At 63.5% G+C, this 26,684-nt stretch carries 25 protein-coding genes; 13 read left to right on the top strand and 12 right to left on the bottom strand.

Going from position 1 to position 26,684, the window contains the following annotated elements; genetic code table 11:
• Positions 1-251 precede the first annotated feature (251 nt).
• From P0D70_RS04865 to P0D70_RS04910, 10 genes are all read left to right on the top strand, one after another.
• Complete coding sequence (locus tag P0D70_RS04865) at positions 252-1,166, top strand: LysR family transcriptional regulator (protein WP_091794579.1); 915 nt, start codon at positions 252-254, stop codon at positions 1,164-1,166.
• Between the two features lie 223 nt (positions 1,167-1,389).
• Positions 1,390-2,130, top strand: a complete 741-nt coding sequence (locus P0D70_RS04870; protein ID WP_408183142.1) for an RNA polymerase sigma factor — start codon at positions 1,390-1,392, stop codon at positions 2,128-2,130.
• Positions 2,120-3,082: an anti-sigma factor family protein gene (locus P0D70_RS04875; protein ID WP_408183145.1), complete on the top strand. Its 963-nt coding sequence runs from the start codon at positions 2,120-2,122 to the stop codon at positions 3,080-3,082. Before P0D70_RS04870 ends, P0D70_RS04875 begins: the two co-directional genes overlap by 11 nt.
• Positions 3,083-3,387: 305 nt before the next feature.
• Entirely contained in the window at positions 3,388-3,762 is a 375-nt protein-coding gene (rpsF, locus tag P0D70_RS04880) for a 30S ribosomal protein S6 (RefSeq protein ID WP_408183149.1), read from the top strand.
• 50 nt (positions 3,763-3,812) lie between these two features.
• Positions 3,813-4,112 (top strand): primosomal replication protein N, encoded by a 300-nt coding sequence (priB, locus tag P0D70_RS04885; RefSeq protein ID WP_007182110.1) that lies wholly within the window; start codon positions 3,813-3,815, stop codon positions 4,110-4,112.
• A gap of 2 nt (positions 4,113-4,114) precedes the next feature.
• Positions 4,115-4,390 carry a 30S ribosomal protein S18 gene (gene rpsR, locus P0D70_RS04890; protein ID WP_007182109.1) on the top strand — a complete coding sequence of 92 codons (276 nt, stop codon included), beginning with the start codon at positions 4,115-4,117 and terminating at the stop codon, positions 4,388-4,390.
• 27 nt (positions 4,391-4,417) lie between these two features.
• Positions 4,418-4,870 carry a 50S ribosomal protein L9 gene (rplI, locus tag P0D70_RS04895; RefSeq protein WP_091794572.1) on the top strand — a complete coding sequence of 151 codons (453 nt, stop codon included), beginning with the start codon at positions 4,418-4,420 and terminating at the stop codon, positions 4,868-4,870.
• 134 nt (positions 4,871-5,004) lie between these two features.
• Positions 5,005-6,390, top strand: a complete 1,386-nt coding sequence (locus P0D70_RS04900) for a replicative DNA helicase (RefSeq protein ID WP_408183154.1) — start codon at positions 5,005-5,007, stop codon at positions 6,388-6,390.
• 127 nt (positions 6,391-6,517) lie between these two features.
• Positions 6,518-7,144: a DUF47 domain-containing protein gene (locus tag P0D70_RS04905; RefSeq protein ID WP_091794570.1), complete on the top strand. Its 627-nt coding sequence runs from the start codon at positions 6,518-6,520 to the stop codon at positions 7,142-7,144.
• Positions 7,144-8,154: an inorganic phosphate transporter gene (locus tag P0D70_RS04910; protein WP_091794568.1), complete on the top strand. Its 1,011-nt coding sequence runs from the start codon at positions 7,144-7,146 to the stop codon at positions 8,152-8,154. The genes P0D70_RS04905 and P0D70_RS04910 overlap by 1 nt, the downstream gene beginning before the upstream one ends.
• 71 nt (positions 8,155-8,225) lie before the next feature.
• Here the strand turns inward: P0D70_RS04910 and P0D70_RS04915 are convergent, their stop codons facing one another.
• The 12 genes from P0D70_RS04915 to P0D70_RS04970 all read right to left on the bottom strand — a co-directional run bounded on the left by P0D70_RS04915 (position 8,226) and on the right by P0D70_RS04970 (position 21,773).
• On the bottom strand, positions 8,226-9,032 hold the full coding sequence (locus tag P0D70_RS04915) for an SDR family NAD(P)-dependent oxidoreductase (RefSeq protein WP_408183158.1): 807 nt from the start codon (positions 9,030-9,032) through the stop codon (positions 8,226-8,228).
• Positions 9,033-9,267: 235 nt separating this feature from the next.
• The gene (locus P0D70_RS04920) at positions 9,268-10,527 is read right to left on the bottom strand and encodes an NlpC/P60 family protein (protein ID WP_408183161.1); all 1,260 of its coding nucleotides are present in this window, start codon (positions 10,525-10,527) and stop codon (positions 9,268-9,270) included.
• Between the two features lie 205 nt (positions 10,528-10,732).
• On the bottom strand, positions 10,733-12,589 hold the full coding sequence (locus tag P0D70_RS04925; protein WP_408183164.1) for a PhoH family protein: 1,857 nt from the start codon (positions 12,587-12,589) through the stop codon (positions 10,733-10,735).
• Between the two features lie 356 nt (positions 12,590-12,945).
• Entirely contained in the window at positions 12,946-13,407 is a 462-nt protein-coding gene (locus tag P0D70_RS04930) for a peroxiredoxin (protein ID WP_408183169.1), read from the bottom strand.
• A gap of 140 nt (positions 13,408-13,547) precedes the next feature.
• Positions 13,548-14,441, bottom strand: a complete 894-nt coding sequence (locus P0D70_RS04935; RefSeq protein WP_408183173.1) for a polysaccharide deacetylase family protein — start codon at positions 14,439-14,441, stop codon at positions 13,548-13,550.
• 10 nt (positions 14,442-14,451) lie between these two features.
• Entirely contained in the window at positions 14,452-15,498 is a 1,047-nt protein-coding gene (locus P0D70_RS04940) for a bifunctional UDP-4-keto-pentose/UDP-xylose synthase (RefSeq protein WP_408183176.1), read from the bottom strand.
• The gene (locus P0D70_RS04945) at positions 15,495-16,430 is read right to left on the bottom strand and encodes a formyltransferase (protein ID WP_408183178.1); all 936 of its coding nucleotides are present in this window, start codon (positions 16,428-16,430) and stop codon (positions 15,495-15,497) included. Before P0D70_RS04945 ends, P0D70_RS04940 begins: the two co-directional genes overlap by 4 nt.
• Positions 16,427-17,470, bottom strand: coding sequence for a glycosyltransferase (locus P0D70_RS04950; RefSeq protein WP_091794556.1), 1,044 nt, complete (start codon positions 17,468-17,470; stop codon positions 16,427-16,429). Before P0D70_RS04950 ends, P0D70_RS04945 begins: the two co-directional genes overlap by 4 nt.
• Positions 17,471-17,476: 6 nt before the next feature.
• The gene (locus P0D70_RS04955) at positions 17,477-18,628 is read right to left on the bottom strand and encodes a DegT/DnrJ/EryC1/StrS family aminotransferase (RefSeq protein ID WP_091794554.1); all 1,152 of its coding nucleotides are present in this window, start codon (positions 18,626-18,628) and stop codon (positions 17,477-17,479) included.
• A 243-nt stretch (positions 18,629-18,871) separates the two neighbouring features.
• Positions 18,872-19,243, bottom strand: a complete 372-nt coding sequence (locus P0D70_RS04960) for an SMR family transporter (RefSeq protein WP_091794552.1) — start codon at positions 19,241-19,243, stop codon at positions 18,872-18,874.
• 25 nt (positions 19,244-19,268) lie between these two features.
• Positions 19,269-21,008: a glycosyltransferase family 39 protein gene (locus P0D70_RS04965; protein ID WP_408183183.1), complete on the bottom strand. Its 1,740-nt coding sequence runs from the start codon at positions 21,006-21,008 to the stop codon at positions 19,269-19,271.
• A gap of 390 nt (positions 21,009-21,398) precedes the next feature.
• Entirely contained in the window at positions 21,399-21,773 is a 375-nt protein-coding gene (locus tag P0D70_RS04970; protein ID WP_091794548.1) for an Mth938-like domain-containing protein, read from the bottom strand.
• Positions 21,774-22,333: 560 nt separating this feature from the next.
• On the opposite strand from P0D70_RS04970, the gene P0D70_RS04975 reads away from it, so the two are divergent.
• The 3 genes from P0D70_RS04975 to thrC all read left to right on the top strand — a co-directional run bounded on the left by P0D70_RS04975 (position 22,334) and on the right by thrC (position 26,530).
• A complete protein-coding gene (locus P0D70_RS04975) occupies positions 22,334-23,584 on the top strand; it encodes a pyridoxal phosphate-dependent aminotransferase (protein WP_091794547.1) in 1,251 nt (416 codons plus the stop codon).
• A gap of 154 nt (positions 23,585-23,738) precedes the next feature.
• Positions 23,739-25,070, top strand: coding sequence for a homoserine dehydrogenase (locus P0D70_RS04980; protein ID WP_091794545.1), 1,332 nt, complete (start codon positions 23,739-23,741; stop codon positions 25,068-25,070).
• 8 nt (positions 25,071-25,078) lie between these two features.
• Positions 25,079-26,530: a threonine synthase gene (gene thrC, locus P0D70_RS04985; protein WP_408183187.1), complete on the top strand. Its 1,452-nt coding sequence runs from the start codon at positions 25,079-25,081 to the stop codon at positions 26,528-26,530.
• Positions 26,531-26,684 lie beyond the last annotated feature (154 nt).

Here is a 26,684-nt window from a genome sequence, read left to right on the forward strand (position 1 = left end):
CTTTAGGCCTGACCTAAAGGTTTGATAAGATCAGTCCGGGTCGCTTATTTCGAAACAAAAAGTATGGAATGGCTAGTGAGCGGGCGCCCGGTGTGGTGCGTGGGATCGGAGTAAGCGCTGAAGCGCTAACTCCGATCGACCGCCGTGCATGGGATCGGAGTAAGCGCTGAAGCGCTAACTCCGATCGACCGCGGTGCATGGGATCGGAGTAAGCGCTAAAGCGCTAACTCCGATCGACATAGGAGACAACGATGGACCGGTTCAAACAGATCGAAACCTTCGTGCGCGTCGCGGATGCCGGCAGCCTTGCGGCGGCGGCGCTGGAGGAGGGCGTGTCGCCGGTGATTCTCGGCCGCCGTATCGACGCGCTGGAAAAGCGCCTCGGCGTGAAGCTGATGTACCGCTCGACGCGCCGGCTGGTGGTGAGCGAAGACGGCGCCGCGTTTCTGGAGCGCTGTCGCGGGCTTCTCACCGAGTGGGATCAGGCGGAAAACGAACTGAGCGCCGGGCGGCGCGCGATCAACGGCCATCTGATCGTGTCAGCGCCGGCTGCGTTCGGACGCAAGCACGTCGCGCCGCTCGCCCCGGCGTTTCTCGCCGACAAGCCGGAATTGCAGGTGTCGTTCAATCTGACCGACCGGGTGGTGGATCTGGTGCGCGAGGGCTATGACCTGTCGATCCGCATTGGCGGCGCGGTCGATCCGAATTTCGTCGCGGTCAAGCTGGCGTCGAACCGCCGCGTGGTGTGCGGCACGCCAGACTATTTCCGCCGGCACGGCCGGCCGAAAACGCTCGAAGACCTGCCGCAGCACAACTGTCTCGCGTTCAATCTGCAAGGCGGGCAGAACCGCGGCTGGTATTTCCGCCGTAACGGCAAGCTGGCGACGGTGCGCGTGGGCGGCACGCTCGACTGCAACGACGGGGAGTTGCTGCACCGCTGGGTGTCGGAAGGGCTTGGGCTCGGCTGGCGCTCCACGTGGGAAATCCAGCAACAACTGGCGCGTGGCGAACTGGAGACCGTGCTCGACGAGTTCGCGCTGCCCGACTACGACATTCTCGCGGTCTATCCGCAACAGCGGTATGTGCCGGCCAAGGTGCGGTATTTCATCGATTATCTGAAAGACGTGTACGCCAGCGCGGATTACTGGAACCGGCCGGCTTATTAGGCGCAGCAGACTCAGCAGACTCACCAGAGCCAGCAGAGCCAGCAGAGCCAGCCGGCGGCCCGGCACGGCGGCGGTCCTGTGGTCCGACACCCGGGCAGAACGGCCGGATTTTTTACGAATTGCACGCGGCGTGGGAATAAACTCGGCGGATGCCCGGTTATGTGCTGTACAGAGTGTCACGACAAGCAACATCGCACAGCCCGCAATGCCCTGGAGGGCCGAGGTGGTCCAGACCGATTCAGATCCTGCCCGCGCGCACGGCGAGACCGACGCAGCAAGGAGCCGGCGCTTTCAGCAGATGGCGCTGCCGCACCTCGACGCCGCGTACAACCTTGCGCGCTGGTTGTGCGGCAACGCCAACGATGCCGACGATGTCGTGCAGGAAGCCTTCATGCGCGCGTTCCGCTTTTTCGACACCTTTCGCGGCGATTCGGCGCGGCCGTGGCTGCTGGCGATCGTACGCCGCACCTGGTACACGGAATGGCGACGGCGGGCGTCGTCGCACGAAACGGTGGAGTTCGACGACACGATGGACGACGCGACCTTCGACGGCTGGACGGTGGGCGGCACCGACCCTCAGGCGCTGTTGATCCGCGACGAGGATTCGAAACTCGTGCACGAGGCGCTCGCGCAGTTGCCGGTCGAATATCGGGAAGTGCTGATGCTGCGGGAGCTGGAGGAGATGGGCTATCGGGAGATCGCGCTGGTGGCGGACGTGCCGATCGGCACGGTGATGTCCCGGCTTGCGCGGGGGCGCCGCAAGCTCGCCGCGCTGCTGACGGAGAAACAAGGGGGCGCCGCGGCGCCGCACCGGCCGTCGATGTGCGCGGCGGCGCCCGGCGCAAGCAAATCGGCCACGGCGAGCGTGACCCCGTTGCGGGCGTCCGCCAATGGCCGGCCACTCAACACGCCGGGCGGCACCGCCGCCGGCAACAACGCTCAGGAGACGCCAGATGGACTGTAACGAAGCGCGGCCGCTCCTCGACGCGAACGCCGATCACGAATTGCCCGCGCCGGATGCCCGGCGCATTCAGCAGCATATCGAGAGCTGCGCAGCTTGCCGGCGCGAAAGCGAAAACCTGTGGGCCTTGAGCGGCGCGCTGCGCGCGGCGCCTTACCATCGTGCGCCGCAGTCGCTGCGCGAGCGGATCGTGGCGGGGTTGCCGAGCGTCGACGAGCCGACTGGGGCCACCGAGCCGCCCGCTGTAAGTGTGCCGAGCGCCACGACGCCGCCGCGCGAACCTGCGCGGCGCGGCTGGCTTGAACGTTGGCTGGACGGCTGGCGCGCCCCGCAAGGCGGGTTCGGCTGGCCGTCGCGGGCGGGTGGCGCAGGCGGTCCGGTTGGCTCAGTCGGTTCAGGCGGCGTCTTTGCGCGCGGCTGGCTGGCGGCGCTTGTCCTCGCTCTGTGCGCGGTGGCCGCGGGCGTGGCGTTGAACCTGCGCCGGCCGGCGGACTTCGGGCCGTTTGCCAACGAACTGGTGGAAAGCCACGTGCGGGCGCAGGTGTCCGGTCGCGACATCGACGTGATTTCGACGGATCGCCATACGGTCAAGCCGTGGTTCAACGGTCGGCTCGATTATTCGCCGCCGGTCGAGGACCTGGCGGCAAGCGGCTTCGCGCTGGAAGGCGGGCGTCTGGACTACCTCGCGCATCAGCGGGTGGCTGTGCTGGTGTACCGTTACCAGAAGCATGTGATCGACGTCTATGTCTTTCCGCAGGCCGGCGCGGGCCGGGACGCGGATGGCGCGGCACCGGCCACGCTCGGTCGCGAAGGCTACTCGATCGCGCACTGGGACGCGGAAGGCATGACCTGGTGGGCGATCTCCGACGCGGCGCCCGACGCGCTCAAGGGACTGGAAGTAGCGCTGAAGGCGCGGCTGCAAAGCGGCAGCGAGCGTACGGAAACCGGCTCGTAGAAGGCGGACGGCGGCTTTGGCCGCCTGTTTCGGCCCCGACGCGCGATCGGGGACCGCCGGGCGGCGCGCGCTGGCGGGCCATCGAGTCACGTGCAAGGGCTGGCCACCGGTTTCAGGCTTCCCGGCACGAAATGTCGGGTCCGGCTTTGTGGTGTCACAGCCTAAACCCTTGAAAACACTCCCGATTCACGCGCCGCAACAACGGGATATCTTGCAACCCGGCCCTAATCGGGTTACACTCTTTGGCTTCTCACTTGCCACACCGGTTCCGACGCCCGGGTGGCTTTAATCCACAAGGAGTGTGTATGCGTCATTATGAAATCGTCTTTATCGTGCATCCCGATCAGAGCGAGCAAGTGCCCGCCATGATCGAGCGTTACAAGAGCACGATCACCTCGCACGGTGGCCAGATCCACCGTGTCGAAGACTGGGGCCGTCGCCAACTGGCCTACATGATCGAGAAACTCGCGAAGGCTCACTACGTCTGCATGAACATCGAATGCGACCAGACCACGCTCGACGAGCTGGAACACGCATTCAAGTTCAACGACGCTGTTCTGCGTCACCTGATCGTCAAGATGAAGAAGGCCGAAACCGGCCCGTCGCCGATGATGAAGGAAGTGCAGCGCGAAGAAGCCAAGAAGTCGGCTGCTACGCAACCGTCCGAAGCGCAGGCTTAAGACACACTATTTAAGCTACCAGAACAAGCGTCGCTCTCGACCAAGGTTACATGAATCGGCTGCAACTCACGGCCAGCGTCGTCGAACGCGAACCGGTGCGGTACACCCCCGCCGGCGTTCCGATTGCAGGCTGCACGTTGCACCACCGCACGGAAGTCGTCGAAGCCGGCATTGCCCGGCAAGTCGAACTGACCATGCAGGCGGTAGCCGCAGGCGAGGCGAGCGGTAAGCTCGAAAGCTGTCAGATGGGCGTGGAAACGCTCTTCACAGGCTTTCTGGCAAAAAAGCACCGCAACGCAAGAACTCTGGTATTTCACATCACAGCATTGCAGGACATTGGAAAGGACTGAACATGCCCCGCCCGACTGGTAAGAAATTCGACAAGCGTCGTCAGCAACAAAATCCGCTCTTCAAGCGCAAGAAGTTCTGCCGTTTCACGGCCGCTGGCGTCGATCACATCGACTACAAAGACCTCGAAACGCTGAAGGACTTCATCGGCGAAAACGGCAAGATCACGCCGGCGCGTCTCACGGGTACGAAGTCGCACTATCAACGCCAGCTGGACACGGCAATCAAGCGCGCACGTTTCCTCGCGCTGGTGCCGTACACCGACCAGCACAAGGCCTAACCCGACGACGCGATAAGGAGTCTCCGAATGCAAATTATTCTTCTGGAAAAAGTCGTCAATCTGGGCAACCTGGGCGATATCGTGAAGGTCAAGGACGGTTACGCACGTAACTTCCTGATCCCGAACAAGCAAGCTCGCCGTGCAACGAAGGAAGCCCTGGCTGAATTCGAAGTGCGCCGCGCAGAACTCGAAAAGATCGCCGCTGAAAAGCTGGCGGCTGCTACCGCCCAAGGCGAAAAGCTGGGTGGCTCGACGGTGCAGATCAATCAGAAGGCTGGCGTCGACGGCCGTCTGTTCGGTTCGGTGACGAACGCGGACATCGCTGAAGCCCTGGTCAAGCAAGGTTTCGCAGTGGAAAAGGCGCAAGTGCGTCTGCCGGAAGGCCCGCTGAAGCTGGTTGGCGAGCACCCGGTTCAGATCTCGCTGCACACCGACGTTCTCGTCGATGTGACGGTGGCTGTGATCGGCGAACACGTCTAAGTATCAGCTAGTATTTGCCAGGATGTCGCTGGCGAAAGGCAGGGGCCGGGTAACCGGCCCCTGTTTTTTTTGTGCCCGTCTTTTTTGTTTTTCCTGCTCGCCGCAGCGGCTCGATTACCCGATAATTCCTCTCCATGAACGCACCGTCCAAAGATCCCCAACTCGAGTCGCTAAAAGTCCCGCCGCATTCGATCGAGGCCGAGCAATCGGTGCTGGGCGGCCTGCTGCTCGATAACGCCGCGTGGGACCGTATCGCGGATTTTCTGTCGCAGAGCGATTTTTACCGCTACGACCACCGCATCATCTTCGAGCACATCGGCAAGCTGATCGCGGCCACGCGTCCGGCCGACGTGATTACCGTGTACGAGGCGCTCGGCACTTCGGGCAAGGCGGAAGAGGTCGGCGGTCTGGCGTATCTGAACGCGCTCGCGCAGAACACGCCGAGCGCGGCCAATATCCGGCGCTACGCGGAAATCGTGCGCGATCGCGCGGTGTTGCGCAGGCTGGTGTCCGTCGCCGACGAAATTTCGGCCGACGCCTTCAACCCGCAGGGCAAGGAAGTCCGGCAGTTGCTGGACGAAGCCGAGTCGAAAGTGTTTTCGATCGCCGAAGACGGCGCGCGCGGTACGCAGGGTTTCCTCGAAATCGGGCCGCTGCTGACCGAAGTCGTCGAGCGGATCGACATGCTGTACCACACCGCCAATCCGAGCGACGTGACCGGCACGCCGACCGGCTTTGTCGATCTGGACCGCATGACTTCCGGTATGCACGGCGGCGAGCTGATCATCGTCGCCGGTCGTCCGTCGATGGGTAAGACGGCGTTTTCCATGAACATCGGCGAATACGTGGCGGTAGAGTACGGCTTGCCGGTCGCGGTGTTCTCGATGGAAATGCCGGGTTCGCAACTCACCATGCGTATGCTCGGCTCGGTCGGGCGGCTGGATCAACACCGCATGCGGACAGGGCGCCTGACCGACGAGGATTGGCCGAAGCTCACGCATGCCGTGCAGAAAATGAGTGAAGCGCAGATTTTCATCGACGAAACCGGCGGCCTGAACCCGATGGAACTGCGCTCGCGAGCGCGGCGGCTGTCGCGCCAGTGCGGCAAGCTCGGGCTGATCATCATCGATTACCTGCAGCTGATGAGCGGGTCGTCGTCGGGCGAAAACCGCGCGACCGAAATCTCGGAAATCTCGCGTTCGCTGAAAAGTCTCGCCAAGGAACTCGACGTGCCGGTGATCGCGTTGTCGCAGCTCAACCGCGGTCTCGAGCAGCGTCCGAACAAACGGCCGATCATGTCTGACTTGCGGGAATCAGGCGCTATCGAACAGGATGCCGACGTGATCCTGTTCATTTACCGCGACGAAGTCTACAACCCGGACAGTCCGGACAAAGGCACAGCCGAGATCATCATCGGCAAGCAGCGTAACGGTCCGATCGGTCCTGTTCGACTCACGTTCCACGGTCAATTCACGAAGTTCGATAACTTTGCCGGCGCACAGAATTTCTACAGTGATTGAGCGAAGAAGGGAAGCGATAACTGACGCGTCGTTGTAACGGCGCTTTCAAAAGTGCGGCGCGGGCCTCCCGACGGTACAATGTGGCGGTTTTATGTCAGCCATTATGTGACCAATTTTCGGGATCCCAATGTTCGGTCGATTCATGCCCACCGAGGGCAAGTTCTTTGAAATTTTCAATGCGCACGCAACGTGCATCGTCTCGGCAAGCCGTGAACTCGAGCTGCTGATCGACAACCTGCAGGACGCCGAAACCCACAAGCAAAACGTGCAGAAAGCCGAGAAGGCCGCTGACAAGCTCACGCACGAAACCATCGACCTGCTGCACAAGACGTTCATCACGCCGCTCGACCGTGACGAGATCCACAAGCTGATCACCACGATGGACGACATCCTCGACCTGATGGAGGACGTCGCCACCGCTATCTCGCTGTACGACGTACAGGCCGTGACTTCCGAGGCGAGCCAGCTTGCGCATATTTGCACGGCAACCTCCGAGCGCGTGCAATTCGCCGTCAGCCTGCTGTCCGACATGAAGCAGGCAAGCCAGATTCTGAAGGCCTGCGAGGAAATCGACCGTCTGGAATCGGAAGCCGACCGCGTGCTGCGCGCAGCCATGTCGAAACTGTTCCGCGAAGAAGACAACGTCAAGACCCTGATCAAGCTGAAAGCGATCTATGAATTGCTCGAAACGATCACGGACAAGTGTGAAGATGTAGCGAACATCATCGAAGGCATCGTGCTGGAAAACGCATAATGCAATCGATACAACTCGCAATCTGGGTCGTCACCGGCCTGGTCGCCGTCGCGCTGATTTTCGACTTCATGAACGGCTTTCACGACGCGGCGAATTCGATCGCCACGGTCGTCTCGACAGGCGTGCTGAAGCCGCAACAGGCTGTCGCCTTCGCGGCGGCGTTCAATGTCATCGCGTATTTCGTGTTCCATCTGAAAGTTGCCGCGACTGTAGGCAAGGGCACGATCGATCCGAACATCGTCGACCATTACGTGATTTTCGGTGCGCTGGTCGGCGCGATCGGCTGGAACATCATCACCTGGCACTACGGCATTCCATCGAGCTCGTCGCATGCATTGATCGGCGGCCTCGTGGGCGCGGCGCTCGCCAAGTCGGGGTGGGGCTCGCTCAATTTCGACGGCCTGATGAAGACGGTGGCCTTCATCTTCATTTCGCCGCTGCTTGGCTTCGTGCTCGGCTCGTTCTTCATGCTGGCGGTGTCGTGGATTTACTTCCGCACGCCGCCGAGCAAGGTCGACCGGCGTTTCCGGCGTCTGCAACTGGTGTCCGCAGGTTTGTATAGCCTCGGCCACGGCGGTAATGACGCGCAGAAAACCATCGGCATCATCTGGATGCTGCTGATCGCGACGGGCTATGCGTCGTCAATGGCGGACGCGCCGCCGCTGTGGGTGATCGGCGGCTGTTATCTCTCCATGGGCGTCGGCACACTGTTCGGCGGCTGGCGGATCGTCCGCACGATGGGCCAGAAGATCACCAAGCTCAAGCCGGTCGGCGGTTTTTGCGCGGAGTCGGGCGGGGCGATCACGCTGTTTACCGCCTCGTGGCTCGGCATTCCCGTGTCCACCACGCATACGATTACCGGCGCGATCGTCGGTGTCGGCGCAACGCAAAAGCTCAGCGCGGTGCGGTGGGGCGTGGCCGGCAACATCGTCTGGGCGTGGATTTTGACGATTCCGGCCTCCGCGGCGCTCGCCGCAGCTGCCTGGTGGCTCGGCCACCGTTTCCTGTAAAGGCGCAACGCGGGCGGCGACGCCGCCTGCCGCGCGTTCACGTTGTCAGGGTTCGAAAAGAAGCGTGCCGCCTAGATGAGCGGCGCGCTGCCTCCATCCATCGGGACGATTGCGCCCGTCACATAGCTTGCACGGCGGCTCGCCAGAAAGAGCGCGACGTCGGCGATTTCCTCCGGTTTGGCAAAGCGTCCGAGCGGCACTTTGGCCTGGCCGCGCGCGAGCGCTTCCGCGTTGCCGATGCCTTGCTGCGTGGCTTCCAGTTTGACCGCTTCCTCGACACGTTCGGTCAGCGTCGCTCCCGGATTGATCGCGTTGATGCGGATGCCGTAGCGCGCGTAATAGTGGGCGAGGCCGACGGTGGCAAGCATCAGCGCGGCATTTGCGGCTCCGCCGGCAATATGGATATCGCTCGCGACCTTGCCGCCCATGCCGATGATATTGACGATCGTGCCGGGCTCGCCGCCCGTGCCGCCTTTTACCCGTTCGGCCATGCGGCGCAGCACTTCCTGCTGGGGATAGATGTAGGGGAAGTATTTCGCTTCCATGGTGGCGCGGAACGCGTCGGCATCGAGCGTCTCCGGGTCGTAGCGGCGTGCGGCGCCGGCACTGTTGATCAGCACGTCGATCGGGCCGACGGCGGTGCTCACTTCCTCGACGATATCGGCGGCGCTGTGCGGTTCGTGCAGATCGGCGCGAGTCCGGTGTACGTGCAGGCCTTCCTGTTTCAACTGTTCGTAAGCGCGCGCGAGGTTGGCGGGGTCGCGCGATACGATCGCGACTTTCGCGCCCTCGATCGCAAACGCGCGGGCGCAGGCGAGGCCGATTCCCTTGCTGCCGCCTGTAATCAACACCACCTTGTCTTTGAGTCCGAGATCCATCGTCATCACCCGCTGTCGAAAGAATACCGACGACGATAGCAGATTGGCGGGATGGTTGTGATGCGCAGGTCGGTGGCGCTGCGTGTGATTGCCAGTCGCTGGGCGGCGGCTGTTTAACGCGTGCGTCAATGGCCGCGCTATACGACGAGGTGTGGGCGCCAAGGCGGCTGCGATATCCGAATTCGTTCGCATGCCGAGCGCGAAGCTCGCTCACGACACGCCCCGTGCCGTGGCGTCAGAAGTTGCCGTTGGCGAAGCGGGCGATCGGGTCGTCGTTGGTTTGCGTCGGAGCGGGCATGCCGCGCGAGGCCGTCGAAGCCCGCATGATCTGCACGCTGCCGTTCTCATCGGCTTGCTGCGCCTGCCGGGCCTGCCGCGCGGCGACGGAAGCGGGCGGCGGCGGCTCGAACGCGTCGGCGGCGGCGTCGATAGGATCGGGCGCGCGGGCGGTTGCCGTTTGCGGAGCCGTCCGCGAAGCGGTCAGCTGTTGTTGGGCCGGTGCGGCGCCGCTGACGTTATATCCATTGGCTTGTTGAGCGGCCGGAATCGGCGTCGGGGACACGGCGCCCGCCGCGCGAGCCTGCATCTGAGCCGCGCTCATGCCGGGCGGTGGCGGCTCGAACGGGTCGGCTTGTGCCGCCCCAGTGACCGGTTGAGCCTCCGCGCTCAACGGCGCACGAGGTGCCGCCGTAACGCGGACGATCTGCTGCGACTGCGACTGCGACTGCGACTGCGACTGCGACTGCGACTGCGACTGCGACTGCGACTGGGGTTGCAGTGCGCCCGCGGCATAGACCGGCGGCTGCGCCGCTGCCTTCGCCGGCGCCGGTGCAACGGTCGCGGTCGCGCCCGCGCCCGCATAGGCCGGCGCTGACTGCGCCACCGGCGCGACGCGCTCAGACTGTGGCGCGGCAGCTTGATAGCTCGGCGTATCGAACGGTGCGGGTGTCGCAGCTGGCGAGGCCACGCGGCGAATGCCGTCGAAGCGCTTGGCCCAGTAAGGATTGGTCAAATAGTCGAGCCGCACCGTACCACCGGTCGAGGGCGCGTTGACGAAGCGCAGCTTGCCGACATAAATGCCAACGTGCGAATGCGCGCGTCCTGTCGTGTTGAAGAAAATCAGATCGCCGGGCGCGATCTCGTCCGGTTCTATCGATTCGCCGCGCCCGCTCATATCCGCCGTCGTGCGCGGCAGATTCACGGAAGCCGCGCGCGAGACCACATAGCGAACCAAACCGCTGCAATCGAAGCCGCTATCCGGCGTATTGCCGCCCCAGCGGTACGGAATGCCGACGAGGCTCATCGCCTGAATCGAGATTTCCTCACGGCCGATGCTGTGATCGACGAAGTTCGGAAAGCCGGGCGGCGGAGCATGATATGCGCCGTTCGCCACCACGACCTGGCTGCCTGACCCACGCGACGACGTTTTCTGCGGCGCGCCGGCACAGGCGGCGAGCAGCAGAACGGTCAGCAGCGATAGGGCGAGTCGGCGCATGAAGACGAGGAGAGCGGTAAACGCTCGTTTAATGGCGGACGATGTCGGGATGGTAGCCCTTGGAACCTCGCTGCGGCAAGAATTCTTCATAAATTACATGAAGTTCGTGCGCTAAGTGTTGCCCGTCAGGAACGCATGGCAAAGAAAAAAGCCGCTTCCGGAGTGTTCCGGAAGCGGCTTCGGTTTGAAGCTAACTAATTGAAACTTAGAGAATTTCCGACGCGTAGTCGGCAAGGCGCGAACGCTCGCCGCGCGCCAGCGTCACATGCCCGCTGTGCGCCCAGCCCTTGAAACGATCGACCACGTACGTGAGCCCCGAACTGCCTTCCGTGAGGTAAGGCGTATCGATCTGCGCGATGTTGCCAAGACAGATGATCTTCGTGCCCGGACCCGCGCGCGTGACCAGCGTTTTCATCTGTTTCGGCGTCAGGTTTTGCGCCTCGTCGATGATCAGATACTTGTCCACGAACGTGCGGCCACGCATGAAGTTCATGCTCTTGACCTTCAGGCGCGAGCGGATCAGTTCCTGAGTCGCGGCGCGGCCCCATTCGCCGGCGGCGTCGTCGGTTTTCTGCAGGACTTCGAGGTTGTCGTCGAATGCACCCATCCACGGCTGCATTTTTTCCTCTTCCGTACCCGGCAGGAAGCCAATGTCTTCGCCGACCGGCACCGTTGCGCGCGTCACGATGATCTCGTTGTAGCGCTTGTCGTCCAGCACTTGCGCGAGACCGGCGGCGAGCGCGACCAGCGTCTTGCCGGTACCGGCCTGACCCAGCAGCGTGACAAAGTCGATTTCCGGATTCATCAGCAGGTTCAGCGCGAAGTTCTGCTCGCGATTGCGCGCCGTGATGCCCCACACGTTGTTCTTGTGGTGGCCGTAGTCGCGCAAGGTTTGCAGCAGCGCCGTCTTGCCGTTCAGCTCGCGCACCAGAGCATGAAACGCCGGTTCGCCGTTTTGCGGCTCCAGATAGACGAACTCGTTGACCAGCATCGAGGCGCACAGGGGACCGGTCACGCGGTAGTACGTGGTGCCGGTCTTGGTGTCCTGCCAGCTTTCCATGCCCTTCGCGTGCTTGGTCCAGAAATCCTGCGGCAGCGCGCGGATGCCGGAATACAGCAGATCGCTGTCTTCGAGCACCTGGTCATTGAAGTAGTCTTCGGCGGGCAGGCCGAGCGCATGCGCCTTGATACGCATGTTGATGTCTTTCGACACCAGCACGACCTGGCGATCCATCCGGTCGCGCTGCAACGCGCGCACCACGCCGAGAATCTGGTTATCGGCCTTGCCTTCCGGCAGACCTTCCACCGGTTCGATGGCGGCGAGCTTGGTCTGGAAGTACAGACGCCCGGACGCCTCGCGGCTGCCCAGACGCGCCAGCGAGATGCCGTCGGACATGTTGCCGGCGTTCGCCACCAGTGCGTCGAGGGTGCGGCTCACCTGGCGGGCGTTGCGCGCGACTTCCGACATGCCCTTCTTGTGGTTGTCGAGTTCTTCCAACGTCATCATAGGCAGATAGACGTCGTGTTCCTCGAAACGGAACAGGCAGCTCGGATCGTGCATCAGCACATTCGTGTCGAGCACGAAGAGCTTCTGGACTTCGACCGGCTCGGCGGCCGCGCCGCGTTTGCGGCCGGTGCCGCGTGTGCTCGGCGCAGCGGCTGCGGGTGTGCTCGCCTCAGCCTGCTTCGCGCTCGGCGCGCGTGCGACGACCGGCTGCGCGGGCGCAGCCGGCTCGGCTTGCGGACGGGCAGCGGGAACCGGTTGCAACAGGGCGGCCGTTTGCTTCGATTTGCGGCCGCGAGTGGGCGCGGCCTGTTCCGCGGAGGCGGACGCAGCCGGGGCCGCCGACGATGTCGGAACAGGCCGCAAAGTGGTCGCGGCGTTGGCGGCGTGCGCCATTGGCGTGGCGACGTTCGCGCGGCCGTAGTCGGCCGACTCTGCGGATTCCCCAACGGCCGTCTGTTTCTTCGCGGCGGAGCGCGCCGGGCTGGCGGCTTTGGCCTTGTATTCGTCAGGCGGCAGGAGATTGCCGAGCTTGCTGGGGGGGGTAGGCAAAGGCATGGTTTCCCTCGAATTATTCGGGTCACATATCGTGCGCCGCCTGTCGCATTCTGCCGGTGCCAGTGGATGCGCACGCAGTTTGCGCCCGGAGGCGCGCATTCGGTCTAGAGATGCCGGTTCGCCTGGTCTTCGATCGGCTCCTTAACGGAAGCGCGTGGCCGAGTGAACGACGGCTCTCGCGCAATTAAAAAAGCCGCCGCCCCGGCGTACGGGGCAAGCGGCTCGCCTACAGTGCTCGCGTTGCACCTCGCGACTCCGACGGGACCCGGAAAAAACGGGAAACAGCCGTCAAGTCTGGCGCAGCGGCGAAAAAGTTGGGGTGTACAGGCACTCATTGCAACCCAATATAACGCGCCTCAAAGCGCTTGTACAGCCTCCAGAATATCGTCGACATGCCCGGGCACTTTCACGCCGCGCCACTCCTGGCGCAGCACGCCTTCAGCGTCGATGAGGAACGTGGAGCGTTCGATTCCCCGTACTTCTTTGCCATACATTTTCTTCATTTTGATGACATTGAAGATTGCGCACAGCGTTTCCTCGGGATCCGAGATCAACGGGAAGGGCAGTTCCAGCTTTGCCTTGAAGTTGTCATGCGAACGCAGGCTGTCGCGCGACACGCCGAGGATTTCCGCGCCGGCCTTCTTGAACTTCGGATAGAGATCGCGGAACTGCAGACCTTCGGTCGTGCAACCCGGCGTGTTGTCCTTCGGGTAAAAATACAGCACCACCTTCTTGCCCCGCAGCTTGGACAGCGTGATCTCGCCACCGGTAGCGGGGGCGGTGAAGTCGGGGATGGGTTGGTCGACTGCGATGGGCACGTGCTTCTCCGGTTGTTATGGCCGGCGCCGGATGATTGCGGCGGCGGCCTGGCATCGAGACTTTTGGGGGAGGGGCGGCCGGCGCGCGGCATGTTCTCGCGCGGCGGTCGGGTCGTCAGGGCCGGCTGCCGGTTGACCAGTCAGGGCTGGACAATCAGTTCGCCGGAGCGCCCTGGAATTTCGCCCCACGTAACAGGGTACGATGGCAGCGTGCTGCGGTCTAGCGTGGCGTAATAATCGCCCATCGTCGCGAAGGTGTGGCCCTGCGCGCGCCAGCCTTCCAGAAGCTGTTCGAAAATCGGCGCGAGCTTCTGTCCTTCGAGTTCGGCGTGCAGCGTGTATACCTGATCGTGCGGATTGTTTTCCGTGTGCTTCAACATCCATGCGGCGACGTTGTGCGGCTCGACACCGTCCACGCCGAGCACTTCGTCGAGCGTGGGCAGCGTGGTCGGCATTTGCACGTGCGCGAGCGTGCGGCCGTCGACCACCGGCAGATACGGCGAGTGGCCGCGTCCGTCGGACGCGTAGTGCATGCCCCATGCGTCGATCTGCTCGAACGCGTGGCCGTTCATCTGCCAGCCCGCCGCGCCGTGCGTGACCGGCGGCGCGCCGAACACCTCGACGAAACGGTCGTGGCTTTGCTGCATCTGCGCCATGGTCCATGCGCGGTCTTTCGAGCGCACATTGTCCTGCCAGTAGACGTGATCCCACGTATGAATGCCGCATTCGAAGCCGGCTTCGTGAATCGCGCGCATTTCCGCCGAGGCCTTGGCGCCGATGTCCGGACCGGGCAGCAGCACGCCGTACATCAACTGCTTGATGCCGTAGTGTTCGACCACCGAGGTGCGCGACACTTTCTGCAGAAAGCCCGGCCGCAACACGCGGCGCATCGCCCAACCGGTGTGGTCGGGCCCGAGGCTGAAGAGGAAGGTGGCGCGCGCCTTGAAGCGGTCGAAGATACGTGCGAGATTCGGCACGCCTTCGCGGGTGCCGCGCAGCGTGTCGACGTCGATCTTCAGGACGATACGAGCCAAGGATCAGCCCTTATTGCTGTTCGACGAGCGCGCGCGCTTCGCCGACGTGGCCGCGATACGCTTCGAAAATCTTGCGCAGCGCTTCGTCGAAGGTCGACTTCGGCGCCCAGCCGAGTTCCTGCATGGTGTTGTCGATCTTCGGCACGCGGTTCTGCACGTCCTGGTAGCCGGCACCGTAGTAAGCGCCCGACGACGTTTCGACCAGCTGCACCTGCTTGGCCGTTTCCGCGTATTCCGGGAATTCGGCGGCGAGCGTCAGCATCTTGTGCGCGAGTTCACGCACCGAGAAATTGTTGGTCGGGTTGCCGATGTTGTAGATCTTGCCCGTCGCCACGCCGTCCTTGTTCTCGATGATCTTCATCAGCGCGCCGATGCCGTCATCGATATCCGTGAACGCACGCTTTTGCGCGCCGCCATCGACGAGACTGATGTTCTCGCCGCGCACGATATGGCCGAGGAACTGCGTGACCACGCGCGAGCTGCCTTCCTTCGGCGTGTAGATCGAATCGAGGCCCGGGCCGATCCAGTTGAACGGACGGAACAGCGTGAAGTTCAGGCCTTCCATGCCGTAACCCCAGATCACGCGGTCCATCAACTGCTTGGAACACGCGTAGATCCAGCGCGGCTTGTTGATCGGGCCGTACGACAGTTGCGATTCTTCCGGATCGAACTGCTCGTCCGTGCACATGCCGTAGACCTCGGAGGTCGACGGAAACACGAGGTGCTTGCCGTACTTGACCGCCGAACGCACGATCGGCAGGTTCGCTTCGAAGTCGAGTTCGAACACGCGCAGCGGCTGCTTGACGTACGTGGCGGGCGTGGCGATCGCGACCAGCGGGAGGATCACATCGCACTTCTTGACGTGATATTCGACCCACTCCTTGTTGATCGTGATGTCGCCTTCGAAGAAGTGCATCCGTTCATGATTGACCAGGTCGCCCAGACGCTCGGTCTGCATGTCCATGCCGAAGACTTCCCAATCGGTCGTTTCGAGAATGCGTTTGGACAGGTGATGGCCGATGAAGCCATTCACACCCAGAATCAGGACTTTTTTCATGAGTAACGGGGAGTTTGGATGAGCTGGGCAAATTCGGCCGGAGTGACGACAGTCTCGCTGCCGTCGTGCTGGCGCCGCAATTCGTGGATGGCGATCGCGCGGCCGTCGCCGCATATCGCGAAAATGCCATTATCGCTTACGTGCAGGCCCGGCGGCAAATCCGAGCGAAGCGCGCCGGGCGCGGCGAGGCGCGCGCGCGTCACGACGAAACGCTGCTCGCCGACGTCCGTGAAGGCGCCGGGATAGGGTGGCGCGACCGCGCGAATCAGGTTGTAGACCTGCTGCGCCGATTGCGTCCAGTCGATGCGGCCGTCTTCCGGCTTGCGCCCGCCATAGTAGCTGCCGTGCGCGAGATCGTTCGGCAGATGCGGCGCTTCACCCGCCAGCAGGGACGGCAGCACGCGCCACAGCGTTTGCTCGGCGGCCACCGTGACCTTGTCGAACACCTGGCTCGCGGTGTCGTCGGGCAGGATCGGCACCGGCGTTTGGGCGATGATCGCGCCCGCGTCCGGTTTGGCGGCCATTTCGTGCAGCGTCGCGCCGGTTTCGGTTTCGCCGTGAATCACCGCCCAGTTGGTCGGCACGCGGCCGCGGTACTTGGGCAGCAGCGAGCCGTGCATGTTGTAAGCGCCCCGTGCGGCGAGCGCCAACACGTCGACCGGCAACATGTGGCGGTAGTAGAACGAGAAGATGAAGTCCGGGCGCGCGGCGCTCACCGCGGCGCGCAGCTCGGGACTCTTCGGATCGTGCGGCGTGATCACCGGAATGCCGTGCTCGGCCGCGACCGAGGCGACGCTGCCGAACCAGATGTTTTCGGTCGGGCTGTCTTCGTGCGTGACGACGAGCGCCACCTCCACGCCGCGCGCGAGCAGCACCTGCAGGCAGCGCACACCGACGTTGTGATACGCGAATACGACGGCGCGTGGCTTCATGGATTGGGGCCCTGATCGACGAGCGGCGCGGCCTGCACGGCCTGCACGACCGCCTGGCGCGGCGCTTCGGCCACGGTCGTGCCGTCGCGCTGTTCGAGAATGGTCTGCACGAGATAGCGTGGGCGTGCGCGCACCTGCTGGTAGATCCGGCCGATATATTCGCCGAGCAGGCCGAGCGCGAAGATGATCACGCCGAGCAGGAAGAAGATCACGGCGAACAGCGTGAACACACCTTGCACTTCCGCACCGATGATGAAGCGGCGAATCAGCAGCAGCACGAACAGCGCCGCGGACCCGAGCGACAGGATCACGCCGATGAACGACAGCCATTGCAGCGGCACGACCGAGAAGCCGGTCACGAGGTCGAAGTTCAGGCGGATCAGCGAGTACAGCGAGTACTTCGATTCGCCGGCGAAACGCTCTTCGTGCGCGACCTCGATTTCGACCGGATTCTGCGCGAAGGTGTACGCAAGCGCCGGAATGAAGGTGTTGATTTCGCCGCAGCGATTGATCGTGTCGATGATGTGCCGGCTGTACGCGCGCAGCATGCAGCCCTGGTCGGTCATCTTGATGCGGGTGATGCGCTCGCGCAGCCGGTTCATCGCGCGCGAAGCCTTGCGGCGCCACAGGCTGTCCTGGCGTTGCAGGCGAATCGTGCCGACGTAGTCGTAGCCTTCGCGCATCTTGTTGACCAGCTTGGCGATCTCTTCCGGCGGATTCTGCAGGTCGGCGTCGAGCGTGATGACGATCTCGCCGCGCGATTGCTCGAAGCCCGCCAGAATCGCCATGTGCTGACCGTAGTTGCCGTTCAGCAGGATCACGCGGGTCGTGTCGGGACGCGCGCGAAACTGCTCGGCAAGCAGGGCGGCGGATTTGTCGCGGCTGCCGTCGTTGATGAAGATCACTTCATAACCGGTGCCGAGCGCGTCGAGCGCAGGATAGAGGCGCGCGAACAGCGCAGCCAGGCCGGCTTCCTCGTTGTACACCGGGATGATGATCGACACTTCCGGTGCGACGGCGCGATGTTCCGAATAAATCATTTCCGCTTATTTTCCGTATTGTTCGCAAATTTCATTGACCGCGCGGCACACGCGCTCCACGTCGCCTTCGTTCATCAGCGTGAACAGCGGCAGTGTGACGTTGGTCGCGCCGAAGCGCTCCGCATGCGGGAACATGCCTTCCTTGAAGCCATGCGCGCGGTACAGCGAGAACAGGTGGATGGCCGGGTAGTGCACTCCCGAACCGATGCCACGCTCTTTCAGTTGCCCCATGAAACCGGCACGGTCGATCGAGAGCTTCTCGAGCGGCAGCGTGACCTGGAACATGTGCCAGTTGCTGTTTTCAAAGTCAGCAAACGGCAGGCCGAGCCCGAGTTTCTTCGCCGCGCCACCCTCCAGACCCGCGAAATACGCGCGCACGAGCTTCTTGCGCTGCGCAAGGAAACGCTCCAGATGCGGCAACTGGCCGAGGCCGACGCGCGCGGCGACGTCCGTCAGGTTGTACTTGCCGCCCAGCACGTCGCAGTCCATGCCGTCGAAGCCGGTGCGCGTGATGCCTTGCAAGCGGTATTTCTGCGCAAGGATGGCTTCTTCCTCGTTGTTCAGCACGAGCGCGCCGCCTTCGATCGAGGTCAGGTTCTTGTTCGCATGGAAGCTGAACGAGACCATGTCGCCCAGCTTGCCGATGCGCTCACCGTTCCAGGTCGAGCCGAACGCCTGCGCGGCGTCTTCGATCACACGCAGCTTGTGGGCGCGAGCGATCGCGTAGAGACGGTCCATGTCGACCGGCAGGCCCGACAGATACACCGGAATCAGCGCCTTGGTGCGCGGCGTGATGGCTTTTTCGAGCAGATCGAGGTCGATGTTGCGGGTGACCGGGTCGATGTCGGCGAACACCGGCGTCGCGCCGACTTCATAGATCACGTTGCTGGTGGAGACCCACGAGGCCGGCGTCGTGATGACCTCGTCGCCTTCGCCCACGCCGGCGATGCGCAGGCCGATTTCCAGCGTCGCCGTGCCGGAATTGAACGTGCGCACCGGCCGGCCGCCGCAGAATTCGGAGAGCGCCGCTTCGAATTTCTGGTTTTGCGGGCCGGTGGTGATCCAGCCGGAGCGCAGCACCTCGGCGACGCCCTGAATCGTTTCCTCATCGATCTCGGGTTTGACAAAGGGCAGAAACGGGAGTGTTGACTGGCTCATGAATGCTTCGCTCGATTGAAAGGGGGCGCAACCCCGAAGGGCGCGAACTAAACCACATAGTGTGCGCAACCGGGGCCGCGGCTAAAAAGGGCGCAACCGCGCAGCATACCAGGATCAACCTTACATATTGCTTGGCCGGCCGGAACGACCGCTTACGGTATCTTTGCCGCCTTCATGCGCATAGGCGGCCCGGCAATAAACAGCAATAGATTGTGACCGGCACGCCGCGGCGGGCCGGGATGACTAGCTGCGAGCCAACACCAGCACGCCGATCAGGATGATGCCGATGCCAATCAGCTTCTGTACCGACAGCACTTCGCCGAACAGATACCACGCCGCGAACGCATTGACGACGTAGCCGAGCGAGAGCATCGGATAGGCGATCGATACGTCCACCCGCGACAGCCCGACGATCCACACGGCCACGCTGATCACATAACAGGCCAGCCCGCCGATGATCGGCGGCTGGGTTGCGATGCGAAAGGCAATGGGCAGGATGTTCGCACGGGTGAATTCGAAGTGTCCAACGGCATTCGTACCGGCTTTGAGCAGCAACTGCGCACCAGCGTTCAACGTGACGCCGGCAAGAATGCAAAAGAGGGAAATCGGGTTCATCGAACGGGCAGATCCTGATATGGGGTCATTGTTGTGCTTTTTCCACTGGCACGGATGCGGGTGCGTCAGCTGCCGGCGCGTCGGGCGCGAGCGGCTTTTCCACCACCACGCGGCGCGAGTCGCGGGCGATCACCCGCATCGGCAGGCCTTCCTTGAGAAGCCGGTCGTAGGTCGGCGGCGGAATCAGCGCGAGCGCGTAGCGGTCGGCCTTCCAGCGTTCGACCCAGGCGTCGACCGACGGAATCCATTTCTGCGGTTCGACGGACACGCCGAACGCCAGTTCGTCCGCATGCTCGACCATGATCATCGTGTGGTCGACGTAGAACGGCAGCGTGTGGTCGAGTACGCCCACCGAGTAGAACGGCGTGTCGGCCGGCAGCTTCGCGATCTCCGCCTTGATGGCCGGCGCGAGCGGCGCGCCGGAGCTCAGGCGGCCGAACACGTCGTGACCCGTGCCGGCAATGGTGCCGAGCAGCAGCCACGCCGCGCCGAAGGTGGCGATCGCGCCGAGGCTGCCGGCCCGGCCGCGGCGGTTCAGCCACAGCGCCGCGAGCGTCAGCGCAAAGGCGACGCCGAGCGCCGCCAGCACCCACGTGCGGTACTCGGCATACAGTTCGGCCGGATTGCGGGCGCTGCCAAAGCGCGGCAGGAACATTGCGGCAAACGCGGCCACGACGAGAAAGAGCGCATAGCCGGCCAGATGACGGCGCAACTGGTCGCGCGTGACGAGCGGCAGATACATGCCGATCAGAAGCGCGATCGGCGGCGCGATGGGCAGCGTGTAGGAGAGCAGCTTCGAATGCGACGCGCTGAAGAACAGGAAGATGAAGACGGTCCACGTCAGCATTAGCGTGACCGGCGCGAAGCCGTTCGGCTGGCGCGGCAGGCGCCATGCGTGGCGCACGCTTTGCAGCGTCACCGAAAGCCACGGCAGGAAACCCACCAGCAGCACCGGCACGAAGTAGTAGAACGGTCCCGGACGGTTCTGCTCAGGCGTCAGATAGCGCTTGAACTGCTGAACGATGAAGAAGAAGTTCAGGAATTCCGGGTTGCGCTGCTGCACCAGCACGAACCACGGCGTGACGATCGCGAAAAAGACGATCAGCCCGCCGATCAGATGCAGACGCTTCCACACCGCCCAGTCGCGCGCGATCAGCGTATAGAGCACCAGCACGGCGCCCGGCAGGATCACGCCGACGAGTCCCTTGGACAGCACCGCCAGCGCCATCGAGCCCCAGCACACCCACATCCAGCCGCGCACGCAGCCGCTCGGGAGGTTGGGGCGCTGCGCAAGCAGCAGCGCGCAGAGCGTCAATTCCATCCAGAACGACAGGCCCATGTCGAGCGTGTTGAAGTGGCCCATCAGGTTCCAGTACGGCGAGGTCGCCAGCACGATCGCGGTGAACACGCCGGTTGCCGTGTTGAACACGCGTTGGCCGGTGAAGCCGACCAGCAGCACGCCGGCAAAGCCCGTCAGTGCGGTATAGAGCCGCGCCTGCCATTCGCCGATGCCGAACCACGCGAACGTGAGCGCGTTCGCCCAGGTCTGCAGCGGTGGCTTTTCGAAATACTTGTAGCCGTTGTAGCGCGGCGTGATCCAGTCGCCGGTGACGAACATCTCGCGCGCCATCTCGGCGTAGCGGCCTTCGTCGCTCGGCAGCAGGTGGCGCCAGCCGAGCGGCACGAACCAGATCACGGCGAGGGCCAGCACCAGCAGCAGAACCGTGGTGCGGTTGAGCGGTAGCCTCGTCGGCGTATCGTTCATGGATTTCAACCTTTATGGCGACGCCGCACAGGCGGCGAAGCGATGTTGTTCGGAAATGGCGACCGGCCTGCGGCGCGGCCATCAGCGAAGCGACCCGCGCTCTGCGGGCGCCCGTCTTCCGGGCGCGTGCATCAGACTCCCGACGCGGCGTTCGAGTTGCGTCCAACCGCAGCCCGATTCGACAGCGGTGGCTTCTTCACCTTCCGCCGACGGGCGCTGACGCGGCGCGCGGTTGCGCTCAGGCTGCCGGTACTGCCTTCGATGGCGCGCAGTGTACGTTATCGGCCCTGACGCGGCCAGGGCGTCCAGTCAGCGCCGGCGCCGCGAGGCCCCGAACAAGGTCCGCAGCGGGCTGCGGCGAATTGCTCCGGGCGGCCTCGCGGTACGGCTTCAGGCTTCGATCAGCAACGCGGCCGCGACCTTGCGGCCCTCGGCCATCAGAATGTTGTAGGTGCGGCAGGCGGCCTTGAAGTCCATCGTTTCGACGCCGATGCGCCTCGCCGTCAGCGCGGCTGTCAGGCGCGGATGCGGAAAGCGCAGCCGCTCGCCGCTGCCGAACACGACCACTTCCGGCGCGGAGTCGACCAGCATGGCGAAGTGCTCGGCGCTCAACTGCTCGAAAGAGGAAACGGGCCAAGGGATGACCGGTGCGTCCGGCAGCACGAGAAGGCTGCCCGAATGGCGCACCAGATTGATTTCGACATAGTCGGCGCCGTAGCCGGTGACGGTATTGAGGGCGCCGCTCGAATCCTGATGTAATTTCAAATTGGTTTTCCGAAGTCGTCGTGAGACATCATGCGTGTTGACGGCCTGACCGGGCGGGGCCCAGGCGGGGCGATTCGACGCGAATGGGGCACGCGAATGGGGCAGAAGCGGCCGAAAAGGCTTGCCGATGCGGTTGGTGCATTGCGGAAGTCGGCCAAAATCCGCTAAATTATAACTTTTTAGCCGCCTTGCGGCGCCCCTCGCTCATATGCCGCCACAAGCCGCGCTGAGTCGGCGGGTGCGGCCCACCGGCTACCCGCCTTGGTTTTACCCGCTTTCGGCCGCTGTTCGTCGGTTCTGTCTGCGTGCGTCAACGCGAGAAGAGTTCGCGAAGCGGCCTGCGCAAGGGCTCGACGATAGCTCGACGCGACAACGGCTCGACAACGGCTAGACGAACCGGCGCTGAGATTCGGCCTGAGACTCGGCCCGATTCGCGTGACGCCGGTCGCCGCTTGCCGTCGCCGGTCGTGCCGCGCCCGAATTCCCCCTATCGGCGAACCCGCCCGGCCCATTTTGCTGTTTGCGCGCGCCGGTTTGCCCAAGCCATCAACCAGGATGAAGTGCCCGCCGTGAAACCGATACTCAAATCCAACAAGTTGTTGAATGTCTGCTACGACATTCGCGGGCCCGTCCTCGAACATGCGAAGCGGCTCGAGGAAGAGGGCCACCGCATCATCAAGCTGAACATCGGCAATCTCGCGCCGTTCGGCTTCGACGCGCCGGACGAAATCATTCAGGACATGATCCTGAACCTGCCGGGTTCGTCGGGTTATTCCGACTCCAAGGGAGTGTTCGCCGCGCGCAAGGCGATCATGCATTACACGCAGCAAAAGGGCGTGCACGGGGTCGAGCTGGACGACATCTATATCGGCAACGGCGCGTCCGAGCTGATCGTGATGGCGCTTCAGGGCCTCCTGAACGATGGCGACGAGGTGCTGCTGCCCGCGCCGGACTATCCGCTGTGGACCGCCGGCGTGAGCCTGTCGGGCGGCACGCCGGTGCACTACATCTGCGACGAATCGAATAGCTGGATGCCCGACCTCGACGACATTCGCGCGAAAATCACGCCGAATACGCGCGCGCTCGTGGTCATCAACCCGAACAACCCGACCGGCGCGCTGTATTCGGACGAACTGCTGCTCGGCCTGATCGAGATCGCCCGCCAGCACGGCCTCGTGATCTTCGCCGACGAGGTCTACGACAAGATCGTCTACGACGGCAAGAAGCACACGTCGATGGCGGCGCTCTCCGAAGACGTGCTCACGGTCACGTTCAACAGCCTGTCGAAGAGCTACCGGTCGTGCGGTTATCGCGCCGGCTGGATGTTCATTTCGGGCCTGACCGCCGGCGAGAACCGCCGCCACGCGAAAGACTACTTCGAAGGGCTCGGCATTCTGGCTTCCATGCGTTTGTGCCCGAACGTGCCGGGCCAGTACGCGATCCAGACCGCGCTCGGCGGCTACCAGAGCATCAACGACCTGATCGTGCCGACCGGGCGCCTGTACAAACAGCGCGAACTCGCGTATGACATGTTGACGGCGATCCCCGGCGTGAGTTGCGTGAAGCCCGAAGCGGCGCTGTACATGTTCCCGCGGCTGGACCCGAAGATCTATCCGATCCAGGACGACCAGCAGTTCATCCTCGACCTGTTGCTGGAAGAGCGCGTGCTACTCGTGCAGGGCACCGGCTTCAACTGGAAAACGCCGGATCACTTCCGCGTCGTGTTCCTGCCGAACGTGGACGACCTCGCGGATTCGATCAACCGGATCGCGCGTTTCCTCGACGGTTACCGCAAACGTCACACGGCCTAGCGCACAATACGGCGCTAGGGCGCTAGGGCGCCAGGGCGCCAGGGCGCAACGCGCGGCGCGCTCACAGGCAATGCGGGCTGACGCCGCGCCGTGCGGAACGCGCCAGACCCGCGACCCGTTTATTTTTAATCACCTACTCGAAAACACACGCTGCATGGAACCGATCAAAGTTGGACTGCTGGGCTTCGGCACGGTAGGCAGCGGCACCTTCACGGTACTGCGTCGCAATCAGGAAGAAATCAAACGCCGCGCGGGCCGCGGCATCGAGATCGCGCGCATTGCCGTGCGCAATCCCGCCAAGGCGACAGCCGCGCTCGGCACCGAGGCCGGCACGGTGGCGCTGACCGATGACTTCAACGCGGTGGTCGACGACCCGTCGATCGATATCGTGGCCGAGATGATCGGCGGCACGGGCGTGGCGCGCGACCTCGTTCTACGCGCAATCAAGAACCGCAAGCACGTGGTGACCGCCAACAAGGCGCTGCTGGCCGTGCACGGCACGGAGATTTTCGAGGCGGCGCGCGCCAACGGCGTGATGGTGTCGTTCGAGGCGGCGGTGGCGGGCGGCATTCCGATCATCAAGGCGCTGCGCGAAGGTCTGACGGCCAACCGAATCCAGTACATCGCGGGCATCATCAACGGCACCACGAATTACATTCTTTCGGAAATGCGCGACCGCGGGCTCGACTTCGCAACCGCGCTGAAAGCCGCGCAGGAACTCGGCTACGCCGAAGCCGACCCGACCTTCGACATCGAAGGGGTGGACGCCGCGCACAAGGCGACCATCATGAGCGCGATCGCGTTCGGCGTGCCGGTGCAGTTCGACAAGGCTTACGTCGAAGGCATCAGCAAGCTCGCGGCGATCGACATCAAATATGCCGAGGAACTCGGCTACCGCATCAAGCTGCTCGGTATCACGCGCCGCACCGACAAGGGCATCGAATTGCGCGTGCATCCCACGCTGATTCCGGAAAAGCGCCTGCTGGCGAACGTGGAAGGCGCGATGAACGCGGTCGTCGTGCATGGCGACGCGGTCGGCACCACGCTTTACTACGGCAAGGGCGCGGGCGCCGAGCCGACGGCTTCCGCGGTGGTGGCCGATCTGGTCGACGTGACGCGTCTGCACACGGCCGACCCGGAGCATCGCGTGCCGCATCTGGCGTTCCAGCCGGACAGCCTGTCGAGCACCCCAATCCTGCCGATCGACGAAGTCACGAGCGGCTACTACCTGCGTCTGCGGGTGGCGGACGTGACCGGCGTGCTGGCCGACATCACGCGCATTCTGGCCGACACCGGCATTTCGATCGACGCGCTGCTGCAGAAGGAATCGGAGCAGGTCGACGCGAACGGCAAGGGCGAAACCGACATCATCCTGATCACGCACGAAACGGTCGAAAAGCACGTCAACGCCGCGATCAAAACGATCGAAGCGCTGAAGACCGTTGTCTCGCAAGTCACGAAGCTGCGCATGGAAGCGCTGAACTAGGCCGAACTATGAACTACCTGTCCACCCGCGGCGCCGGCGCCGGCGAGCACCACTCCTTTGCTGACATCCTGCTGGGCGGTCTCGCCAAAGACGGCGGCCTGTATCTGCCCGCCGAATATCCGCGCGTCACCACTGACGAACTGACGCGCTGGCGCACGCTGCCGTACGCGGACCTCGCCTTCGAGATCCTGTCCAAATTCATCGACGACATTCCCGCCGAAGACCTGCGCGCGCTCACGCGCAAGACCTACACGGCGGCAACGTACTGCAACGTGCGCGACGACGAAAGCGCCGCGCAGATCACGCCGTTGAAGGTGCTGGGCGTTGAAGAGGGCGCGCCGCTGTCATTGCTGGAACTGTCGAACGGGCCGACGCTCGCGTTCAAGGACATGGCCATGCAGTTGATCGGCAACCTGTTCGAATACGCGCTAGCCAAGCACGGCCAGACGCTGAACATTCTCGGCGCGACCTCGGGCGACACCGGCAGCGCCGCGGAATACGCGATGCGCGGCAAGAAGGGCATCAGCGTGTTCATGCTGTCGCCGCACAAGAAAATGAGCGCGTTCCAGACCGCGCAGATGTACAGCCTGCAGGACCCGAACATCTTCAACATCGCGGTGGAAGGCGTGTTCGACGACGCTCAGGACATCGTCAAGGCCGTCTCGAACGATCACGCGTTCAAGGCGAAGTACAAGATCGGCACGGTCAACTCGATCAACTGGGCGCGCGTGGTTGCGCAGGTCGTGTACTACTTCAAGGGCTACTTCGCGGCCACGAAGTCGAACGACGAGCGGGTGTCGTTCACGGTGCCGTCGGGCAACTTCGGCAACGTGTGCGCGGGTCACATCGCGCGCATGATGGGTTTGCCGATCGAGAAGCTGGTCGTGGCAACGAACGAAAACGATGTGCTCGACGAGTTTTTCCGCACCGGTATTTATCGCGTGCGCAAGGCGGCCGAGACGTATCACACCAGCAGCCCGAGCATGGACATTTCGAAGGCCTCGAACTTCGAGCGTTTCGTGTTCGATCTGCTCGGCCGCGATCCGGCGCGCGTGCTGCAACTATTCCGTGACGTCGAAGAGAAGGGCGGCTTCGATCTCGCCGCGAGCGGCGACTTTGCGCGCGTGCAGGAGTTCGGTTTCGTGTCGGGCCGCAGCAGCCACGAATCGCGCGTGGAGACAATCCGCGACGTGTTCGAGCGTTACGACACGATGATCGACACGCACACCGCCGACGGCCTGAAGGTCGCGCGCGAACATTTGCAGCCGGGCATTCCGATGATCGTGCTGGAGACGGCGCAACCGATCAAGTTCGGCGAGACGATTCGCGAAGCGCTGTTGCGCGAACCGGAACGGCCCGCGGCGTTCTCGGGCCTCGAATCGCTACCGCAGCGTTTCGAAGTGCTGCCGGCGGATGCGCAGCGCGTGAAGGACTTTATCGTCGCGAAGGTAGGCGAGTAAGTTGGCACGTCAGTAGGCGCATAAGCTGGTGAATAGTCGGCGCATCAGTCAGCCGCCATTGCCGTGACGCGCCACACCGCCTGGGGCGCGCCCAGTCTGTCGGCGCGCTTCATGCGCCGCATGTCAAAGGCGCTTGCCGCGAAACCCCGCGGCA

This window comes from Paraburkholderia sp. RL17-381-BIF-C (genome assembly GCF_046026435.1).
In the GTDB taxonomy this organism is placed as follows: domain Bacteria; phylum Pseudomonadota; class Gammaproteobacteria; order Burkholderiales; family Burkholderiaceae; genus Paraburkholderia.

What these genes read in the sequence shown, in the direction of transcription:
- rplI (WP_091794572.1), top strand. Translation starts at nt 4,418, where the DNA reads ATGCAAATTATTCTTCTGGAAAAAGTCGTCAATCTGGGCAACCTGGGC.
- P0D70_RS04955 (WP_091794554.1), bottom strand. Translation starts at nt 18,628, where the DNA reads ATGAGCCAGTCAACACTCCCGTTTCTGCCCTTTGTCAAACCCGAGATC.
- rpsR (WP_007182109.1), top strand. Translation starts at nt 4,115, where the DNA reads ATGCCCCGCCCGACTGGTAAGAAATTCGACAAGCGTCGTCAGCAACAA.
- P0D70_RS04915 (WP_408183158.1), bottom strand. Translation starts at nt 9,032, where the DNA reads ATGGATCTCGGACTCAAAGACAAGGTGGTGTTGATTACAGGCGGCAGC.
- P0D70_RS04945 (WP_408183178.1), bottom strand. Translation starts at nt 16,430, where the DNA reads ATGAAGCCACGCGCCGTCGTATTCGCGTATCACAACGTCGGTGTGCGC.
- P0D70_RS04940 (WP_408183176.1), bottom strand. Translation starts at nt 15,498, where the DNA reads ATGAAAAAAGTCCTGATTCTGGGTGTGAATGGCTTCATCGGCCATCAC.
- P0D70_RS04910 (WP_091794568.1), top strand. Translation starts at nt 7,144, where the DNA reads ATGCAATCGATACAACTCGCAATCTGGGTCGTCACCGGCCTGGTCGCC.
- priB (WP_007182110.1), top strand. Translation starts at nt 3,813, where the DNA reads ATGAATCGGCTGCAACTCACGGCCAGCGTCGTCGAACGCGAACCGGTG.
- P0D70_RS04980 (WP_091794545.1), top strand. Translation starts at nt 23,739, where the DNA reads ATGGAACCGATCAAAGTTGGACTGCTGGGCTTCGGCACGGTAGGCAGC.
- P0D70_RS04900 (WP_408183154.1), top strand. Translation starts at nt 5,005, where the DNA reads ATGAACGCACCGTCCAAAGATCCCCAACTCGAGTCGCTAAAAGTCCCG.
- P0D70_RS04865 (WP_091794579.1), top strand. Translation starts at nt 252, where the DNA reads ATGGACCGGTTCAAACAGATCGAAACCTTCGTGCGCGTCGCGGATGCC.
- P0D70_RS04960 (WP_091794552.1), bottom strand. Translation starts at nt 19,243, where the DNA reads ATGAACCCGATTTCCCTCTTTTGCATTCTTGCCGGCGTCACGTTGAAC.
- P0D70_RS04875 (WP_408183145.1), top strand. Translation starts at nt 2,120, where the DNA reads ATGGACTGTAACGAAGCGCGGCCGCTCCTCGACGCGAACGCCGATCAC.
- thrC (WP_408183187.1), top strand. Translation starts at nt 25,079, where the DNA reads ATGAACTACCTGTCCACCCGCGGCGCCGGCGCCGGCGAGCACCACTCC.
- P0D70_RS04905 (WP_091794570.1), top strand. Translation starts at nt 6,518, where the DNA reads ATGTTCGGTCGATTCATGCCCACCGAGGGCAAGTTCTTTGAAATTTTC.
- P0D70_RS04950 (WP_091794556.1), bottom strand. Translation starts at nt 17,470, where the DNA reads ATGATTTATTCGGAACATCGCGCCGTCGCACCGGAAGTGTCGATCATC.
- P0D70_RS04965 (WP_408183183.1), bottom strand. Translation starts at nt 21,008, where the DNA reads ATGAACGATACGCCGACGAGGCTACCGCTCAACCGCACCACGGTTCTG.
- P0D70_RS04920 (WP_408183161.1), bottom strand. Translation starts at nt 10,527, where the DNA reads ATGCGCCGACTCGCCCTATCGCTGCTGACCGTTCTGCTGCTCGCCGCC.
- rpsF (WP_408183149.1), top strand. Translation starts at nt 3,388, where the DNA reads ATGCGTCATTATGAAATCGTCTTTATCGTGCATCCCGATCAGAGCGAG.
- P0D70_RS04925 (WP_408183164.1), bottom strand. Translation starts at nt 12,589, where the DNA reads ATGCCTTTGCCTACCCCCCCCAGCAAGCTCGGCAATCTCCTGCCGCCT.